14 protein-coding genes and 1 pseudogene are annotated in these 18,514 nt (G+C 54.0%); 2 read left to right on the forward strand and 13 right to left on the reverse strand.

Translation table 11 applies throughout. The annotated features are described in order from the left end of the window. Positions 1-30: 30 nt before the first annotated feature. The 8 genes from INP52_RS07955 to INP52_RS07990 all read right to left on the reverse strand — a co-directional run bounded on the left by INP52_RS07955 (position 31) and on the right by INP52_RS07990 (position 8,906). Positions 31-879, reverse strand: coding sequence for a pirin family protein (locus tag INP52_RS07955; protein WP_194370670.1), 849 nt, complete (start codon positions 877-879; stop codon positions 31-33). Between the two features lie 49 nt (positions 880-928). Beyond that, positions 929-1,375: a hypothetical protein gene (locus tag INP52_RS07960; RefSeq protein WP_194370672.1), complete on the reverse strand. Its 447-nt coding sequence runs from the start codon at positions 1,373-1,375 to the stop codon at positions 929-931. Between the two features lie 1,119 nt (positions 1,376-2,494). Then, on the reverse strand, positions 2,495-2,926 hold the full coding sequence (locus INP52_RS07965) for a hypothetical protein (RefSeq protein WP_194370679.1): 432 nt from the start codon (positions 2,924-2,926) through the stop codon (positions 2,495-2,497). A 403-nt stretch (positions 2,927-3,329) separates the two neighbouring features. Next, a complete protein-coding gene (locus INP52_RS07970; protein WP_194370681.1) occupies positions 3,330-4,232 on the reverse strand; it encodes a ketose-bisphosphate aldolase in 903 nt (300 codons plus the stop codon). Further along, positions 4,233-5,651 carry a PTS fructose transporter subunit IIC gene (locus tag INP52_RS07975; RefSeq protein WP_194370683.1) on the reverse strand — a complete coding sequence of 473 codons (1,419 nt, stop codon included), beginning with the start codon at positions 5,649-5,651 and terminating at the stop codon, positions 4,233-4,235. Between the two features lie 164 nt (positions 5,652-5,815). Further along, positions 5,816-6,763, reverse strand: coding sequence for a Gfo/Idh/MocA family protein (locus INP52_RS07980; RefSeq protein ID WP_194370684.1), 948 nt, complete (start codon positions 6,761-6,763; stop codon positions 5,816-5,818). A 129-nt stretch (positions 6,764-6,892) separates the two neighbouring features. Continuing rightward, entirely contained in the window at positions 6,893-7,768 is an 876-nt protein-coding gene (locus INP52_RS07985; RefSeq protein ID WP_194370685.1) for a MurR/RpiR family transcriptional regulator, read from the reverse strand. A 235-nt stretch (positions 7,769-8,003) separates the two neighbouring features. Then, positions 8,004-8,906: a LysR family transcriptional regulator gene (locus tag INP52_RS07990; RefSeq protein WP_194370686.1), complete on the reverse strand. Its 903-nt coding sequence runs from the start codon at positions 8,904-8,906 to the stop codon at positions 8,004-8,006. Positions 8,907-9,366: 460 nt separating this feature from the next. Here INP52_RS07990 and INP52_RS07995 point away from each other — a divergent pair, with 460 nt between their 5' ends. Together INP52_RS07995 and dcuC are read left to right on the forward strand one after the other, a co-directional pair. Beyond that, positions 9,367-10,575, forward strand: coding sequence for a mandelate racemase/muconate lactonizing enzyme family protein (locus INP52_RS07995; protein ID WP_194370687.1), 1,209 nt, complete (start codon positions 9,367-9,369; stop codon positions 10,573-10,575). 83 nt (positions 10,576-10,658) lie between these two features. Further along, on the forward strand, positions 10,659-12,035 hold the full coding sequence (gene dcuC, locus INP52_RS08000; RefSeq protein WP_228478313.1) for a C4-dicarboxylate transporter DcuC: 1,377 nt from the start codon (positions 10,659-10,661) through the stop codon (positions 12,033-12,035). Positions 12,036-13,763: 1,728 nt separating this feature from the next. Here dcuC and INP52_RS08005 read toward each other — a convergent pair. The 5 genes and pseudogenes from INP52_RS08005 to INP52_RS08025 all read right to left on the reverse strand — a co-directional run bounded on the left by INP52_RS08005 (position 13,764) and on the right by INP52_RS08025 (position 18,472). Further along, entirely contained in the window at positions 13,764-14,285 is a 522-nt protein-coding gene (locus INP52_RS08005; protein ID WP_194370689.1) for a hypothetical protein, read from the reverse strand. A 617-nt stretch (positions 14,286-14,902) separates the two neighbouring features. Then, entirely contained in the window at positions 14,903-15,295 is a 393-nt protein-coding gene (locus tag INP52_RS08010; protein WP_194370691.1) for an IS3 family transposase, read from the reverse strand. A gap of 676 nt (positions 15,296-15,971) precedes the next feature. Further along, positions 15,972-16,493, reverse strand: a pseudogene (locus INP52_RS09940) (NAD-dependent epimerase/dehydratase family protein); the annotation flags it as partial. Positions 16,494-16,886: 393 nt separating this feature from the next. Next, positions 16,887-17,303, reverse strand: coding sequence for an IspD/TarI family cytidylyltransferase (locus INP52_RS10180; protein WP_194370695.1), 417 nt, complete (start codon positions 17,301-17,303; stop codon positions 16,887-16,889). 104 nt (positions 17,304-17,407) lie between these two features. Beyond that, on the reverse strand, positions 17,408-18,472 hold the full coding sequence (locus INP52_RS08025) for an acyltransferase family protein (RefSeq protein WP_194370697.1): 1,065 nt from the start codon (positions 18,470-18,472) through the stop codon (positions 17,408-17,410). Positions 18,473-18,514: the final 42 nt, after the last annotated feature.

Here is an 18,514-nt window from a genome sequence, read left to right on the forward strand (position 1 = left end):
AGGCCGTCCCATCACAGATTGATCCGCCGATCAGCCTTGAATCTCCTCCTTGAGGAACGTCCCTGCCTCGAGCTCGCGAAAGGCGTCGGAGAGCTCCTCGCGCGTGTTCATCACGATGGGACCGCCCCAGGCGACCGGCTCGTCCAGGCGCCGCGAGCTCATGAGCAGCGTCTGGGTGCGCGCGGCTCCGCGGTTCTCGATCGTGACCGTGTCGCCGTCCGCAAGGCGCACGGCGGTCTTCTCGGCAATGGATGCACCGCAGACCTGGGCCTGTCCCATAAGGGTGAAGGCCATGACGCTGCGGTCGGTTCCCACGGGCACGCTCACGGACGCCCCCGGCTCCAGCTGCACGTCGTAGTAGTCGAGCGGCAGCTGCTGGCTCTGGAAGCCCCGGGCCTCCCCGTAGGAACCCGCGAGCACGCGGACCAGGCTTTTGCCCCCCAGTGCCACCTCGGGGATGTCCGAGCTCTCTATGCCGTGGTAGGCGGGGGCGACCATCTTGTCCGCCGCCGGCAGGTTCAGCCACAGCTGAACGCCGAGCAGGCGGTCGGCCTCGGGAATCATCTCCTCGTGGAGGATGCCCGAGCCCGCCGTCATCCACTGCACGCCTCCATCCGAGATGGACTTGGCGTGACCCAGACTGTCGCGATGGACCATGGTGCCGCGATAGACGTAGCTGATTGTCTCGATCCCGCGATGCGGGTGCATGGGGAAGCCCGCCACGTAGTCCGCGGGGTTGGTGCTGTCGAACGAGTCCAGCATGAGGATGGGGTCAAAGGCGTCGGCCGTCCGGTTTCCCAGCACCCGCACGAGGCTCACCCCCGCCCCGTCCTGTGTCCTGTAGCCGGTGACCTGGTCTTCTACGGTGCGTTCCTTCATGGTCTTTCCCTTCTTTGTGGGGGAGCGCACATCAGCATGGCGCCCCCTGCTAGGAAACTACCCCCTTGGCGGCTGCGGCTATCGTGGTCTGGCACCACTCCACAAAACGGTCCTTCCTCTGCGACAGCAGGTCGAGAGCGTGTCGCGTGAGGGAGAGCCCCTCCCCCGCCGCATGGTCGGTGTGCTTCTCATCCTCGACGACAAGGCCCTCGCGCAGCAGAAACTGCACGAGACGCTGGTACTCCCCGTCCGTGCAGAGAAGCACGCGGGCGCTGACGGTGCGCCTCGTGTTGAGGGCCTTGAGGAAGTCGAAGGCGTCGTCCTCGAACCTTCGGCTGGCCTTCTTCCTGATGACGTAGTCCGGCCTCACGTCCTCGGGAATGAACCACCTACCTCCGGCAATCCTACGAGCGCCCTTGATCAGGCCCCTCTCAAGATAGCGCTCCAGGTCGCGCGTGCGGTAGCCGTACCTCTTCTGGTAGGAGTCGAAGTCCATGTGGGGTACCCCCATCCCAAGATGCCGTGGCTGCAGGAGCGGGAGTCGGCCGATGCTCCTGGCCCAGAATATACGCCATGGGGGGTGTATGAGTGACGGCTGAGATGCCCCCATGGGCGTACGAGAGTCATGATGAGACTCTTCTGACAACCTCTTGGGCTCAGAAGGGGCTTTGCAGCAGTTTTTTTGAGGGAGCCCAAGTATCACCAATTCGCGCAAGCCTCTGACCTGCTCCTTTAACAAAGCTCAGGACTCGAATACTCAGGAGGTCGCCAAAAAACTGCTGCAAGGCCTCGATCGGTTACGACTCACGTACCAAGCACGACGCACATTGTACGCAAACGCCCTATAAACCCCGCCATATGCCACTCAGACAACCCCGTCTCAAATATCCTCGCCAACTATGGTCTCCTTCACGCGGACGAGAGCCTTGATATGCCGTATTTTACGGACTGAACTCTTGGTGGTGTTGCCCTCAGCCGTCGAGCCAAGCGAGGAAACTCATAGGATACGACAGATGTCGTGACCTTGCCAAGATATGGGGGACTAGCAGCCCATGAGATGGAGATGGATATACAGGAAGCCGAAGCTCACCTGTGCAATGGATAGCGGACATGGCTTCCACGAAGAGCACGAATCTTGACGGCGGGAAACAGAGCGAGACAACCTTCGCTGTCATGCTTACTTAAAAATTTTTAATTAAAAAACTGACTTCATCGCCTTGTCAAGATGCTGCGTCTAACCAAAACCGAACATAGCTTGCGTTTGGACAAGGACGCTATCAAAATCGCTTCCTCTGATTCCCATTTATCCCTTGTTTATAAGGGGGATTGGAAGGCGAAGCCAGTGCTGCTGTGTCACGGATATCTACCCTATTGAATCCGATGAACTGAGGGAATCGGGCGCCGTCGAGTCTGGAGTAGACAGACAGGAGGACGTCAGAATCATTTAGTCCATCTGTTTTAGTGAGGCCGTCAAGGGTGAGCTCGCTAACTCTCGAGTCAAGAAGTTCCATGACACGAGTTTTACTGCCCCTGATATCAGTGCACATGATGTCACCATCGAAGCCAAACGACTCATGTCGATCTATAGACGATGGATGCGCAAGGACAAAGGATCTCACTGCACGGAAATACTCCGAGTGCTTTTGAAGAAGTCTTTCGCGCGAATAGCAGAACTCCTTCTCTGTACCGGACTTATAGCAGCTAGTTTCCTTTCGGTAGCCGCGCACTCCTCGGTTAGCGCCGAGACCAGGTTCTCCGTCGTCCTCTTGTCCTGCAGCAGGGCCCCCTTCTCGGCAAGGCTGCTCTTTGCCGCCTCGCGCATGCGTGGGAGATTCATCCTTCCCAATCCGACTCTAGCTGCGTGAGCTGCATCAAGCACGAAGTTAGCTGGCTCGTAGCCATCTTCTTCGGAATCCGCAAACACAACGCAGGGACTCGCCAAGTTCCCCGCAGCACGGGAGAGCCTCACATGGGCGCTGCCACACGAGATCTGATAGTCCTCGACTATCTTGTCCACACTCTTCTCATCGGTTACGATACGTCCCAACGCGTAGTCTCCCTCGAGGCGCATCCCCATCCTCTGCGTAATAATGTCAGTACCCGCTCAAGCGATAATATCTAACCTTATACTTCAAGGCCCCGTCTTTCCAAAACAAAACCCGCCAGCGTGCATGCTGCATGGTAATCTACAAGACAGAGACCCGGCAGGCTTATTAACTGGAATCTTAACCACAAGTTTCTTTACTAGCTAGATCTAAAACCATCTTTTTCTAGACGCAAAAACCTATTTAGCGCTTAGTTGTTGGGAGCATTTCCATCACCCAGAACTCCACAGGGAGAGCCCCCGGAAAAACTATCTCAGAAGCCCTCCCCATTTATACACTTAAGATCATCAATTCTCTCGAATATCAGCCCGACAAACGTGAGCCGCCTCGCGCCATGTACAGAACCTAGCAATACGCCTGTCGCCACTGAGGCATGCCGGCTTCCCGATAAAGGCTCGCCTTTCCCACGGAGCCGAACAGCCCCATCTTCTGGGCAATGACCACCTTGCCAGCCTCAATGCACGAGGGGAAGATTGCATTGGGCTCCCAGCCGGAGCCCGCTTGGGACAAGATCTCACGTGCCCTATCAAAGAAGGCACTCTTATAGTCAGATGAGATGTTCACCTTCTGGATACCAATGCTCACTGCCTCGGCCACCTCGGAGTCGCGGTTGCCCGATCCCCCATGTAATACAAGGGGAACGTCCACGACGGCCTTTATGGACTCGAGGACGTCCATACGAAGTTTGGGCTCCACCCCCCGGGGATACAGCCCGTGACAGGTTCCGATGGCAACGGCCAGGGTGTCGACTCCGGTCCGCTCAACAAAGGTACGGGCATCGCTCGGGTCGGTGTAGATAACCTTGGTCACACCCCCCTCGATAGAGATCCCCGTGTCACCGATAGTCCCCAGCTCCCCTTCCACCGAGACGCCCAGCATGTGACAGTAGCGCACGACCTCGGCCGTTTCGGCCACATTCTCCTCAAAGGGCAATGCTGAGCCATCAATCATTACCGAGCTAAAGCCTATCCTTACCGCGCGCATGACACTTTCGATTGAGTCACCATGATCAAGATGTACCACAAATGGCACGGGGCTATTTGAGACTCGCGCGAGCACGTACTTGAGAAAATCATCTTTACAGTACGCAAGCTCCATCGGGTGGATGGCAACGATGGCCGGCGCATCGTTGCCCTCGGCTGCCTCCACGACCGTGCGAAAGAGATTCGAATCGGATAGGTTGAAAGCGCCAACGGCAAACCCGTGGCTCTTTGCCACACCGAGCATTTGATTCATGTTGATCAGCATCTAGACCTCCTCCCCATCAGACAGCGGCTTCTTGACCAGGCCCAGGAGCACCGCCCCCACGACCGTGCCGCACGCAATCGAGAGGACCCACATCAGGGGATTGTCAAAGACGTTTGGAATGAGTGTCGCCCACAGACCACCGTGCGGGACGCGACATGCGCAGTTAAAGACCAGCGAGAAGGTCGAGGAGACGGCGCTGCCGGCCATGATGCAGGGGATAACGTGCAGGGGATCACCAACAGCAAAGGGAATCGCGCCCTCGGTAATGTTGGAGGCTCCCAGAATCCAAGCGGACTTGCCCATCTCTCGCTCCTCGGAGGTGTACCTATTCTTAAAGAGGACGCAAGAGAGGGCAAGGGCGAGTGGGGGCGTAACGCCACCGGCCATAACGGATGCGAACGGCACATAGTTACCCGCCTCAAAGGCAATCATGCTGAACGCAAAAATGGACTTATTGAGAGGGCCACCCATGTCAAAGGCCATCATGCACCCCGTTATGATGCCAAGAGCGAGCTTGTTGCTCGTGTTGAGGCCGGTAAGCCAGCCCTCCAACATGCCAAGCAATACAGAGACGGGCGCACCGACGACAAACCACATGATCAGCGCAGAAATCCCCACCGAGAGGACAGGAATCAGGAGAACCGCCTTGATGGACTCGAGACTCTTGGGAACCTTTATATACTTCACGAGCAGTAGGGCGGTATATCCGGCCAGGAACCCCCCAATCATGCCTCCCAAGAAGCCAGCTCCGATGTACTTGGCGATCCAGCCGCACATAAGCCCAGCGGTGATTCCCGCCCTGTCAGCAATTGAATAGGCAATGCCTGCAGCAAGGACGGGGACCATGAGCCCAAGGGCTCCGTCTCCACCGCCAATGAAGTTCAGTGCGGCGGCAATGGGGTTGTAAGACGGGTCTCCCGCCGTCGCAGAGTCAAGACCCCAGATGAAACTGATGGCCAGCAGAATGCCACCCGCAACGACCACGGGAATCATAAAGCTCACGCCAGCCATGAGATGACGATAAATTTGGGATACGGCTCCGCGGGCACCTTCCTTTTCATCGGCGGCCATCCTCTGGTCAGGTCCTGAGGCTTCCGTCGTCGAACTCCCCCATACCCGAGCTCGGATAATCGCATTCTCAACGAACTCATCAGCATTTTTCACAGCTCTGGACGTACCGGCCTCGTAAAGACGCTTTCCTACGAAGCGCTCCTTACTTACGGCAGCATCGGCAGCAATGATAACCAAGTCGGCGGAGTCTATCTCATCCTTGGTCAGCTCGTTTTCTGCCCCCATGGCCCCGCGAGTCTCGACCTTAATGCAATGGCCCTTTTGCTCGGCGGCTTTTTGTATTGCCTCCGCAGCCATATACGTATGGGCAACACCAGTTGGACAGGTTGTTACGGCAACGATACGCATGGGTTCTCCCCTTTCGCACGGGTAAGCGTCAACATCTACGCACACGCCCTAAGACGACCAGGCCATTCTGCAGACACCTCCTCTCCACCTGTGCAGACTGGGCACATGGCTTTTGCCGTAGGGCAAAGATAAGTTTTTGATTTCTAAGGGCTGGCGGGTAGAGCCTAACTCTTGTAGCCTCTCTTCCTGAGCAGCCCATCCATGGTCTTCACCACATCAAGAGACATGTCAAAGCACGTGGCTGCCAGGTCTCCAGAAACGGCTCGTTCAAAGTCCTCTATCTCGTACGCCAAGGCGTCCGAGGTTTTTCCGCACGCAATATAACTAGAGGTTCCATCCGGATAGACCAACGTAGCCTCCTCTGCACGCACATAGTTATCGACAGTAACGTAGGCCTTGTCTCCAGCGACAATGGCTCGCTTGGGCAGCTTTGCCCGGAAGGCAAGGTTGGCACAGCCGATCATGTCCTCGCTCGTATGGAGGCTAATTGCCCACATCTCGTCAACACCAGTTTGGTATGCCTGGGTTACGCAACGAATCTCGTCGAAACTCCCCCTCAGAAAATAGCGCAGGAACGAAAGTGCATAGGTCCCTATGTCGAGCATCGCCCCGCCACCAAGCTCCCTGCTAAAAAAGCGGTTGGCGGGGTCATCCTCCTTGAGACTACCAAGGTCTGCCTTGACCATCTTGATGGTACCTAGATTATCATTTTCAATCATATTAGCAATCTTTTTAAAGAGGGGCATGTGAAAAATTGTCATGGCCTCGGCAAGCACGAGCCCCCCTTTCCTCGCAAGGTCCTGAAGCTCCAGAAGCTCGTCATAATCCCCCCAAATCGCCTTTTCGCACAAGACATGCTTGCCGTGCTCAAGGCAGGCTCGAACGTCGGCGAAGTGGCGGGAATTAACCGTTGCCACGTAGACGGCTTCGACCGAATGGTCCCGAAGCATCTCTTCGTAGCTGCCGTATGCCTTGACAGCACCATACTCATCCTTGAAAGCGCAAGACTTTGCCAAGTCGCGCGAGGCCACCGCATAGATGCCCTGCTTAGATGCGAGTGCCTCAGCGAATTCGCGGGCGATGTGACCCAGCCCCATGATTCCCCAGCGCATACGTCCCTCCCTGACTCTCTCCGTTTCCCATCCTCTATGTGGAATTCTATTTCATAGTATCAATTACTATGAAATACATAACCAGCATGCCCCTCGAGAACGCGTACGGTAGTAAATCGGCGGTAAGCGTTAGCTGAAGGTGGGAGTGGATTCCTTGTCCTTCCCCAAGCTCTTACGCTCCATGCGCGCGTGCTCATGGGTGGCGCCGCCGCCCGCAAAAACAAAGAGGAAGAGAGTTTCGAGCACGAAGTCCGTCGAAATGTGGGACGAGAACTGGCTGCCCGCAAGCATCTGATCCCGTGAGACTGCACTGAGGACCACATCTGCGCGTTGCGCAAGTTCAGACGTGGGGTTTGACGTCACGAATACTATAGTAGCTCCCGAATCCTCCGCATTATCCACGATGGTCTCAAGACGCCTAGAATATCCGGAGGCCGATACCACAAACAGGACGTCTCCCCTTCGCAGCGAGAGGGATGCCAAAATCATGGCCTCCGTAGTGGGAGGGCAGATCGTACGAATGCCAATTTGTCCCAGTTTAAAAGAAAGGTTCGAGCAGAGGGGGATGGAGTTTCCTACAGCGGCAAACTCAACAGTGTCGGCCCACCTGATCAAATCGACCACGCTATTGACAAGCTGAGGCTCGAGCTGCAATGCCGTACCCCTCAGCTCCTGAATTTTTGTCGCCAAAATATACTCTATCGAACCAGCCGCGTTATCAGGAGAAATCTCAGTTGCTGCCGGGAAACTGCCATCGTCCTCTATGACACCCTGTTCCTCGGCGATGGCCAGGCGTAGAGCGGAGAAGCTCTCATATCCAGCATGACGCACGAATCGGGAGACGGTTGCGCTCGAGGTTTGGCTGCCCTCCGCGATCTCCCTCACGGACAGGCGCGGTATCTCGCCGCCGTTTTGAAGTATGAAGTCCGCGACGCGGCGCTCCGTATCGGATAGCGTGTCGTAACCAGCACAGATCGTGTCAATCGTTCCCAACTTCTTGCTCATGAACATCTCCCTGACGGCTGTTGGGCTCTCACTCTAGCATAATAATCACAATGAAACATACTGTGAAACGTTATTTCTACGGACAGGAGAGAAGAGGCACCCAAAGCATCCCGCAGCACCGCCAAAGACCGCATTGAGCTCCTGGCCTTAACAAGGCAGACACTCCCGCCCCTATCGATGAGGTGAGCGATCGGTGCAAGGTCTCGCCATTACAACGATAAATTCACTTAGTAGCTCAACGCATGGAGACCGCATACAGGGCAAAATTCAACGCCAGATCTGATGAGGCCCGCTCATTATAGGCTACCGAAAGCTGACGCCTGCTCAACGGAGTTTTCAACGCGTAATAGAAAATATCAGAGCAATTACTTCCCTTTATAATCCCAGAAGGAACAATGCCAACACCGCATCCACTCTTAACAAGCTCATATATATTGCTCGAGCTCTCGGTCTCAATTGAGCAAATCGGGCGGAATCCCGCAGATTTGCAAATTGCCATGACACTCTCACGAAGCCTACGACCTTGCTTTGGGACTATGAAGGGGACGCTGGACAACTTACGAAAATCATCCATTGAACATGGCCTGTCTTCTTGTGGCATGTTGGCCATGAAAACTCTTGTCCTTGGCATGATGAGCACCAGATCGTCATCAAACACACACTTGCACTTAATAGACTTATCCTTCCTAGGAGAGATGACAAAGGCCAGGTCGACATCGCCCATGACGAGCAGGCGCTCCCCCTCATCCGACATGGCCTCTATGATTGAAAAAGTAACCGAGGGATGAGACTGTTGGAAACTGGCCAAGACATTAGAGAGATAGCACTTCTCGTAGTAGGGTGCTATTGCTAGCCTTAGGTGTTTTCCCCTGTTTCCGATACAGGCTTCCATCTTTTCTTTTAGCGCGCTCATCGCGTCGAGAACGTTCTCTCCCTCGCCCACAAAAACCTTTCCTGCATCCGTAAGAGTAAGATGCCGACCATTTCCGCGCAGGAACAGCTTTGTGCCCAGCTGAGACTCCAACTTGCTAATGGCCTGCGACAAAGCTGGTTCACTCACAAAGCACGCGCTTGCAGCTTCGGTAAAGCTACCCAACTTTGAGACACTAAGGACATATTGAATGTCTCTCAGCTGCATTATTTAATATCCTCTCTTTATATGGCATTAGTCATTTTTTATCTTCTCACTCCTTCAAAGCTGCCACTCGTTCGAGTCGGTGATCGGACAATCTTTTACCATTTACCTTCGCCAATCGCCTGTGAACGGCATTGTTGGCATTCATTTGTAATACTGCGCTCTATAGTATCCTTCCTAAAACTCATTTAGTATTACTATTATTTATTTCATTTACCATTATTTACCATTGATCTAATAATTTTATAGGTAATAAGTACTGATAAAATAAACTCATTCTATGAAATCAATAGTATTAGTAATACTAAGTTACTCCTAGAATAAACAATAAATACTTGTTGGATTCCGACGCATTCATAAAATGAAAAGGAAGCGGTGCCCAGCACCGATCAGCACTGGCGCCAGTGCGAAAGATCACGTCAAAAATGCACAGAACATGGAACATCTAAGAGAGGCTCCCTACATGGAAATCACAAGTATTGACGTCTATCTGCTTGACGCGGGAAATCAACGAGAGTACCGGCGTCCAGTTGTATGCCGGGTGCATACGGATGAAGGCATCTTTGGAGACGGGGAGGCGGGCATCCCCTACGGGATCGGCGCCCCAGGCGCGTTCGGAATGCTCCAGGACATCGCCCACCTTGCAATTGGCATGGACCCCATGGAGAACGAGGTCATCTGGAGCAAGATGTTCAAGGCCAGCTCATGGGGCCTTGGCGGAGGAGGCATCATCTTCGCCGGCATTAGCGCCATTGACATGGCCGTTTGGGACATTCGCGGCAAAAAGCTCGGCGTCCCCATCTACGAACTTCTGGGAGGGAAGTTCCGCAGCGAGCTGCGGACCTATGCCTCACAGCTTCAGTTTGGCTGGGATGACAAGATCGGACCCTGGAAAACACCGGAGGAGTATGCCTCCGTTACGCAATACGCGCTTGACCAGGGATACGACTGCGTGAAAATTGACTTTACCCAGATTGCTCCGGACGGCACTCGACTGCCCAAGCACGACGTCGAGGGAATCCCGACCCCCAAGACAATGAAGATGCTTGATGACCGCATGGGCGCGGTTCGCGCTACGTGTGGCTGGGATTTCGACCTCATGGTCGAGTGTCATAGCCGCACTGACGCCATAAGCGCCATAAAGCTTGGACAGCTGTGCGACAAGTACAGCTGCATGGTCATCGAAGAGCCGACCATTCCCATGAACCCGCTGATGGACAAGGCCGTTCATGAAAAGGTCAAGACCCCCATCGCTACTGGAGAGCGCCTGTATGGGCGTTGGAACTATCTGGGCCACTTCCTAAACAATGCCGTTCAGCTGGCACAGCCCGACGCGTCCAACTGTGGAGGCATCACCGAGGTCAAGAAGATTTGTGATATGGCAGAGGTCTTCGATGTCACTATGCAGGTTCATTGCTCGGGAGGTCCGCTTTCGACGGCGGCGTCACTTCAGGTTGAAGCCGCGATTCCGAACTTCTGCATCCACGAGCATCATTTCCGCAGCACTCAGCCCGACATAAGGAGGCTCTGCAAATACGACTATCAGCCCGTCGACGGTGTCTACGAGGTGCCCGATCTTCCAGGGCTCGGAAACGAGACGTCCGACTGGGCAATCGAGCACGCCCTCAAACATGCACAGGTAAACAGCGCCAAGCGTGGCCTGAACGGTTAACCCATACGTATGCCACGAGTCGGGCGCCCAGGATCCGGCTCGTGGCATACGTATTTACACCAACTAAAAGGGGGATGAATAACGTGGAAATACTCGCGGTAATCCTTACGCTTGCATACATTTTTTTCGTGTCTTACCTCGTCATTAAACAGTACAACGTGGTTTTTGTCTTTATGTCTTCAGGCATTGCCGTCCTTCTCCTTTGCGCATTGCTTACGGGCCAGTCGGTATTAGACGCCGACAAGTCAACTGGCAACCTCCTGATTGACGTCTTTCAGTTTGTGGAGAACGAGTTCAATTCCAATACCGCTGGAACCGGAATTACCCTGATGGTCGTCTCAGGCTACGCAGCATACATGTCACATATTAGGGCGTCTAATAAGTTGGCAAAGATCGTTGTAGGTCCCCTCTCCAAACTGAGGTCACCCTACCTCGTCGCAGCGCTCTTGTTCGTCATTGATAGCTACATGAAAACAATCATCAGCAGCCACTCGGCCCTGGGCATCCTACTCATGGCAATCGCATTTCCAATCTTAGTCGAGCTTGGGCTTAGTAGATTAAGCGCCGCAGCGATTGTGGTCATTGGCGGCTTCATTGACTGGGGGCCCAGCTCGCCCAGTGCCATTTTTGCCAGCAGCAAGGTTCTTGGGATCTCCCCCACTGAGTTCTTCCTTCAAGATCAGCTGCTGCCAGGAACAGTTCTCGTGCTGGTCGCGGCCATATTCACTGCCCTCTATTTCAGATACCTAGACAGGAAAGCCTCCGGTGGTTCTGACTCCAAGCTGGGGGTAGACAAAGTGGCGCCAGCGGAGACCGTCCCTAGCTGTCCAACTTGGTACGCCCTGTTCCCAGTGCTTCCTCTCGTGCTGATCATTGTGTTTTCAGTTCTCCCCGTCTTTAAACTCCAGGTGGTCTCCGCGTTCCTGCTCTCGCTTATGGTGGTATTCGTTATAGAGCTCGTTCGCTCCTCCAATAAAAAGGCCACTACGGGCGATTTCAAGATCGTCATGAGTGCCATGGGGAAATCCTTTACAAACGTGGTGACCATCATTATTGGTGCCAGCGTATTTGTCAAGGCGATCGAGTCTCTGGGCGGGATCACCATTATCTCGAACGCCCTCGCATCAGCCAATATCCCAATTCTGGCCAGCACCCTCATGTCCCTGATCACATTCCTTGCAGGGATAGTCCTCGGATCGGGAATCGCCTCCTGGTACGGGTTTGGCCCGCTCGTTCCGGACATCGCCACAAAAATGGGGATTTCCACCCTTTCTATCGCGCTCCCCATGGAAATCGCCTCCGGCATTGGTCGCTGCATGTCACCAGTCGCAGCAGTAATGATTGCCGTGGCAGGCATGGGCGGGGTGAAGCTGATGGACCTGGTCCGTCGGTGTGCCGTACCCTGCGTTGTAATATTTATTGCAAACCTAATCATCTGCGCCATCTTTACTCTCGTCTAAATCTGACAGGAGCCCCTACGAGGATGATTAGCGAACGCATCTCTGAGTCCTCGTATCAAAGTGCTCACAACGGACACCGCCGCTGTGAGCACGTCTTAAGCGCTGTGAGTATCTAGCGTCATGATGAAGCAGCCCTGCATGAAGAAGCTCTCGCCGATACGCCCACCCCGCACTCCGCCGCATAGCGGCGCGACGCGCGATAGCACCTGAAATGCTGGTATGCTGGAATTTGGGGGACGAATAAATCAATGTAATAATCTCACGCCAGCGGCATCAGTCCTTCGCCTTCCGAATGTGCGAGAAACAGCCCTGAGATCCGCCCCGTGCGACCCGTGTCAACGAGCAGGGCTTCATGGCCGAGTAATGGGCCCTGACACTAGGACGTCGAGGACCATCTCCGCATATGCCCTTATCGCTCTTTACTTGTGGGGCATCCTGGCAGGGCGCTCCGTCAGGCCCTTATCTGTACCGATCGGAATCTTATAGTTCAGTACCTCCTGATTGGCACGAGAGTGCTTGTAGCCGGCGTGAGGAGTATAGATGTGATATTAGAAGCAATGGTCATTCTGGCCCAAGTTGCTTGGGCCATTGAACTCGTCCACCATGATCTATTTTGAAGAGGGCGTGACATTGCCCAATCGCCTGGAGAGCTTCCGTTACCGAGGAGACAACCTTTGGCCCCTTCTCCGTGAATCCCCTGGCCCACGAGATGCTCTCCACCACGCCGGGCAGAAAGATCAGCTCCTTGTGCTACTCGATGCATGCCCTCGCCTGTGTGCACGTGTCGCTGGTCTCGCCGACCTCGACGGTGACCGTCGACCCAGGGTGAGAAGCCATGGTGATGTTTCGCGCGGAAAAGTAGTAGCGCTGGGGTGTCGAACGGCTGATGGTCATACCGATAAATGGGCGCCTAACTCAGGAGCAGGTACTCCAGGGCGACCCGCTCCTGAAGGCCCTGATTCTCCTTTGGGTAGTACCTGCCCATAGAGTCCCAATCACCCCGATGGCCTCGCCGCCGGCATCCATGGCGGCTGTCATGGCGGCGATGTCAATTCCCGCAGAGAGACCGACGCATCCGTGATACCTCTCTCGGCGAGAGCATAGGCAACGCGTTGAACCGCCGCCCCATGATCACTCGGATGCCTCGTACCCACGATGGACACGCGCTTTGACTCCACAAGAGAGACGTTTCTATAGTGACAGAAGACGGAGAGTGAACGCTTCTCCGCCCTGAGCCCCTAGGAAACTGGGGGCCACCGTCAATCAGCACCGAAAAGCTGCCAAGATGACCGTCGACGTAGCACTTGACCTCGGAGTACTTTGACCTGCTGAGGAGAAGTCCCCTGTCGAGACAGCCGCGTTGGTCGGAAGATTCCATTAGTCGCCAGGACCTTGGAGACCCTGCTCCTAGAAGTCCCCTTCCAGTGGATGCGTGCAAAGATACTACCGCTTTTCCTTTACTATAGGAGCGCTACACAAAAAATGAGCCCGCGAACGCACCCAACGCAACAAAATCGACCGCTGCCTTTTGAGCCTTCAGACCTCTGAGTACCGAACTGTCCAGCCCCACCTAAAGAGATTTCTCATGTAGATTTTCCTGGTAACTATAGCAAATCCTGGGATACGCAGCCTAAGGCGCAGAGAAATGTTCGCCTCAAGCCATACCCTTTCGAAATCTCGTCTTGCCGGCATTAATCTGACAGAGAGACCCGCTACGTTATCTATAATTCAGCACTTTAAATCTTCTCGTATACTATCAGTTAAATAATCAATTGATGTTTTTATTTTTTCGTCAGCTGCGTGGTGATTGGCGGCAATAAACTTTCCATCACGTTGCGCTTGTTCAAGTGCCTGAACGAAGTATTCATATAATAGTCCATCTAAATCATCGCACGCTTTTCTGACCTTATCGCTTCCTAATGCAGATAGCCGTACAGAATGCATCTTGAGCTCATCAAGAGCACCACTAAGAGCTGAGAGATGTGCTGCTAATTCTTTATCACGTCGCATGGCCTCTTTTTTTTCGTCTTCTGGCGAATTTACTTCAGGTTCTTTCCTCCCGCTTAATGACCCGCCCATTCCCTCAAAGTGCCGCTTTATTTTTTGCGCACATTCCATTACAGCTAAACTTTCTTCAATCTTATATTTTCCAAGCTGCTGCTTCCAAACAGAACCAGTCGCTATTTTTTGTGCGATTATCGCTGTCGCAGCTGCAACTATGCTGCTCAAAACAGGAATCCATGCGTCCACAAAAGGCACCCTCTCAATAATCTTCTGTCCTGATAAACAAATAACAGCATAGGAACTCGGAACAAAGCGCGAAATTACTCCCCTTTACCAAGCCCGTCAACCGCATAATACAAAGAACGCCCGTGTGTTTAGCTTATGCCATTCAGCCATTCTGATTACGTCCCAAGTCAAGTCATCAGCGTCGCTTTGCGAAGAACGTAGCCAACAGCACCTAAAGTCGTTAGCCTCTATGCTACTGAGAATCAGCCATGAATAACATGGGGTACCCTAGACCATCGCGCAGCGTGTCCTATCAAGTAGTATTTATAATCAGTAGAATCTGGGCAGAAAGGGCTGCAGTAAGAATCCCGAACCAGATATGGCAGTCGGCACGGTCGACCACGCTGAGCACCACGGTAGGCTTCCCAGTTCCGCGGCAAGTTGCGCCGCATCAGCCACGCTTCCATGAAAGAGCAATGGGCACTCGAGAACCCTTACGTAGTTCCTCGCGATATTAGCTCAGTTATTATTGAATGCCTCAGTTATTATTGAATGTAAATGATGTCCCACGCTGAGATCGATGGATGGGCTGGTGCTGTTGTGGACTTAACCCGTTTTCGTTGACACCCCCTGTGTGATCACGCCGCCTCTCGTAACCTCTGCATACTAGTCTCAAGCTCCTCAGGGCTCAAGTGTCCAAGAGCCGAACTCATCCACATTCGATTGTAGAAAACCTCGCTATAGTCAAATATCGTAAGGCGGGTGTCATACCTGGTCTTGAAGGTCGTCTCGTTGGTACATTCTAATTTGATAATGGCTAGGAGTGATTCGGTCACCGCGTTATCCCCAGGAGATGATATCGCCCCCATCGACGGGATGATGCCGTTTATCTCCAGCGTCCCGCCCAAGAGAAGCGACCTGCATTGAGAACCACGGCCGGAATGATGGACCAGGCCCGCAGGCGGGTTCCTCCTTTTGATCCCCATACAAAAGGCATTGTCAACAAGCCTCGCTTCCATCGAATCATCCATCGACCAGCCCGCTACCTTCCTCGGCCAGATGTCGATTGACCAGGTCTATTCTATTTTCTCTCAGGCTTACTCACTTTCTGGTTGAGTTTTGCTTTCTCTTGGGTACGTCTTGAGTGTCGTTTTCCCTCATCAGATGGGCGATGCGTTTGCAGGAGGTCCGAATACCCTTACGATTCAAGTCTTATTTATATGAGAAGAGTCATAGATATTTTACTTTTTTTCCTCCACCTCGATAAACCAGAAGATCACTTTTTTGAAAGGCTCTCCTTCGCGAAGAAGGCAGCGGCTTTTTAGAATCTCGTTTTCCTCTTGAAGGATGGCGTTCTCCTTGCGAAGAGCCCGGAGTTCCTCTCGTTCGCTTAAGGCGAGAGCTATCTTTCCCCTCTCGTCCCTCTTGATCCATGATTTGATTATGCTGAATGATAGAACTTGCGCCAGCTCCGCAAGAGCAATACCCACACTCTAACCCCGCTGCCCCCACCGGCGTTTCGGCGGTGCGCGCGAGCCTATGCGCACCCTTCAACCCCAGAGCCTCTAGCTTCGACGAGTCCAGCGCGAAGCACGTCATGGGGTTGTAGGCAGCACGCTCCCCCTGCGTGGGGAGCTCGAACCTCACCGACACTCCCCCAGCCACCGCTAAGGCCTCCGCGAGCTGCCGGACGGTCACGACCGGGCCGGGGTTTGAGATGTTGTACGCCTGCCCCATCTCGCCGCGCAGGAGGACGGCAAGCAGGGCCGTCGCGCAGTCGAGCGAGTAAGTGTACGAACGCAGCTGGTTGCCCTCGCTCTTCATCACGATGTCCCTCCCGGCGGCGGCCTCGCGCGCAAATGACGCGTGCGCGCGGGTGTCGGCAGGCGTGACCTGCGGACCGTAGACGTGGCTGGGGCGGACCATGACAACGTCGACACCGTACTCCGTCGAGTAGGCAGCGTAGAGGGTCTCGGCCGGTCGCCTGGCGGAGGGGTAGCACGAGCGCGGGCTGGTCACGTCGACGTACGCGTAGTCCCCCTCCCCGTAGAGCTCCGTCCCGGACCTGGTTCCGTAGACCTCGCTGCTGGAGATGGGGAGCAGCCTTCCCGACCCCCGGAGGCGGCGCAGCGCCTCCAGTATCTCCCGGGCACCGTAGGCGATCCCCCACGCCATCTCGACGGTCTCCTTGGCATAGGCGCTCGGATGCGCGTTGGCGGCGCAGTGCACGACGTAGTCATAGCTGCCCGCTGGCTCGAAGACGGCCAAGGCGTCGTGCTCTCGAACGAGAAAGCCTCACTCCCCCACCGCAGGTACCGCTCTTCCACGTGCCCCCGATCCCGACCGACAAAGGCCAGGCGCACGCTCCCGCCAAGCTCAGTGCTCCTGCACAGCAGGGCGTCGGCCAGCGCGGAGCCGATGAGGCCCGTCGCACCCGTCACCAAGACGAACTGGCCATCAAGCGCCGCGAGCCGCGGGCCGCTCGCAGCCTCACGCAGGTCGCCGAGGTAACCCTCCGTGTATCTCATTCGTTCCCCCAGGTGAGATCGGACTTCAGCCAGGACTCCTGCTTGGTGTGCAGGAGCGCCTCGAAGATACGCAGGTCCTCCACCGTCATTATCTTCAGGTTCGTCTCCGAGCTGCGCAAGAAGAAAATCTCCTGTCCGAACTTCTGCATGAGCGTGCACGACGCCGCCGTGTTAATTTCCCGCGCCTCGCCGCCTCGTCGCGCGCCCACAGGAGCCTGCCCAGTGGCCAGATAGGCGGGGCCCGAGTCCTCCACAGCTCCTCGCGCGGAAGGGACTCCGTGGATGAGACGCCGTCCGCACAGCGGAAGATGGCCTCGACACAGGGAATGGCCTCAACAGAGCAGCCTCGCTCCCGATAGGTGGCCAAGCCATCAGAAATGACCTCGGCAGACACCATGGGACGAATACCATCATGGATGATCACCGCATCATCGGGGGAGGAGTGCCGCGCAATTTCCTTCAGGCCGAGAAGAATGGACTCCTGACCCGTGCCTCCCCAGGAATGACCCACTTGAGCTTAGTGATGCCAAACTGCCTCGCATACGCCCAGAGAACGTCCGTCCATGAGTCTAGCCTTACCACAATCAAGATGCTTGCATCGGAATAATATTAAAATTATATCCGCTTATTTATTAGTTTAGAGATAGCTTTCGTTGCCTTCCCAACCGCAAGGGCCCAAAGCACAGCGAACGCAGCTAATATGATAGCTAGCCAGAGCCGTCCGTCAATAAGGGGAAGGCCAAGTTTGTTAGTGAATAAGATGCAATGCGTTAAATAAACCTCAAGAGAGATGCCCCCAAAGATGCCTAACACAGATTGCAGCCTTCTTCCAAAGCTGCCCAATTTGGACACAGCAGCAATCATGAATGACAATGAATAACTTACTGTTATACCAGCTGGAAAGTATGCCAATCTCCACCACCAGTGCCTAATGCCTGGTGGAGATACAACCACGAAGAAAATAATCGTAATCATAAAAACAGGAATCCAGACCGGCCAAGGGAGTCTAACATTCTCCTTAACCAAATGACCAGCATAGCAACCCACAATGAAAATAGGAATGCGAGCAAGCCCTATTTCAGATATTTTAAACCACTTCAAGTCAAACTTATGTACCAGCCAGTAGAATAGCAGGGCTGCAACGACCAGCGCAGCCATCCTCATAAAGATGAAACCTTCACTTTTTTTCTCAGATGACTCTTCAATATACACACCATAAATAAATAGATATATATAGGGAAAAATGAGATACATACCGATGATAAACACAACAAACCACATGCCATTGTCCCCGCCTGGCAATCCTGAAACCATTCTTGAAATAAGCGTAAAATTCCATAGCAGCTGTGCAAAAGAGTAATCTCCACCGATGAATCGGGCAATCCAAAATACTCCGTAGGTAAGTGCCAGAGGCGGCAGGATACGAGTTAGCCGTTTTATAATAAACAGATCAGCCCTCTGATTTTTTTGAAACGAATAGTAAAGACTAATTCCCGATAGAAAAAGGAATATATCGACTCCAAGACTTCCAACGGATACAAATGCTTGTAGAGGTTGAAGGACAGATATTCCAAATGAAAAATCAACCATAGCGTTATGGGCCATATGGAATAGAATAATCCATATGGCACAAAACCCATATAATTCTTTGCGGTATCTACTTACCAGCCCAAGGTCCACCTATTCCTCTTCCTTCAACCTATCTAGTTATATGGCCTTGTG

The sequence above is a fragment of the Thermophilibacter immobilis genome (assembly GCF_015277515.1).
GTDB lineage: Bacteria > Actinomycetota > Coriobacteriia > Coriobacteriales > Atopobiaceae > Thermophilibacter > Thermophilibacter immobilis.